The 811-nt window shown below is 69.8% G+C and carries 1 protein-coding gene; it reads left to right on the top strand.

Going from position 1 to position 811, the window contains the following annotated elements:
• Positions 1–284: 284 nt before the first annotated feature.
• A partial coding sequence (locus G3N99_RS40735) for a LysR family transcriptional regulator (RefSeq protein WP_206125256.1) occupies positions 285–811 on the top strand: 527 nt, incomplete at its 3' end.

Below are 811 nucleotides of genomic sequence, written 5' to 3'. Positions count from 1 at the left end.
GCCGGCCGCGCGTACCTCGATCAGCATCTGGCCGTCGGCCGGGACGGGCGTGTCGATTTCCCTGACGCGCGCGTCGAGCGACTCGATGTCGGCGGCGGGGGCGTCGAAGCGGATGCTGCGCATGATGATCTCCGTGGCGGTTGGCTGCCGCGCGGCCGGTTGGATCGGTGCGTGCGGCGGGTGAAAAGGATGAATGCAGTCTAGTCGGCGCGGTTTGACGCGGAAACGTGCAAAGGCGGATGATTGTTTTGCGGTAGACGCATAGCCAATTTCGAAGGCACTGAATGGACGACTTCCTTTCCCCGCATCTGGCGCTGTTTGTCGACGTGGTCGACCAGCAGAGCTTCTCGGCGGCCGCACGCCGGCTGGGTGTCGCTGCGTCGTCGGTCACGCGGCGCATCGACCGGCTCGAGACGCAGCTCGGCATCCGCCTCCTGCATCGCACCACGCATGCGCTGCGGCCGACCGAGGCCGGGCAACTGCTGTACGGGCGTGCGACGCGGATGCTGGCCGAGCTGCGCGGCCTGCAGGAGGACCTGCACAGCCAGCACGACGAGCCGAGCGGGCTGCTGCGCGTCGACTGCCCGGCGCCGTTCGGCCGCCGGCACCTGATGGCCGCGCTGGCCGCCTTCATGCAGCGTCATCCGGCGCTGCAGGTCGACCTGGTGCTGACCGACAGCATGGTCGACCTGCAGGGCGCACGGCTCGGCTCCGACGTCGATCTCGCGGTGCGCATCGGCCCGCTCGAGGACACGCGCTTCGTCGCGACCGTGCTGGCGCCGCAGCGGCGCGTGCTGTGCGCGAGCGCGGA

It is taken from the genome of Burkholderia sp. Ac-20392, from assembly GCF_017104585.1.
Lineage (GTDB): Bacteria > Pseudomonadota > Gammaproteobacteria > Burkholderiales > Burkholderiaceae > Burkholderia > Burkholderia lata.
Note: the sequence above shows the minus strand (reverse complement) of the source record. Positions and strands in the feature narration are given on the sequence as shown.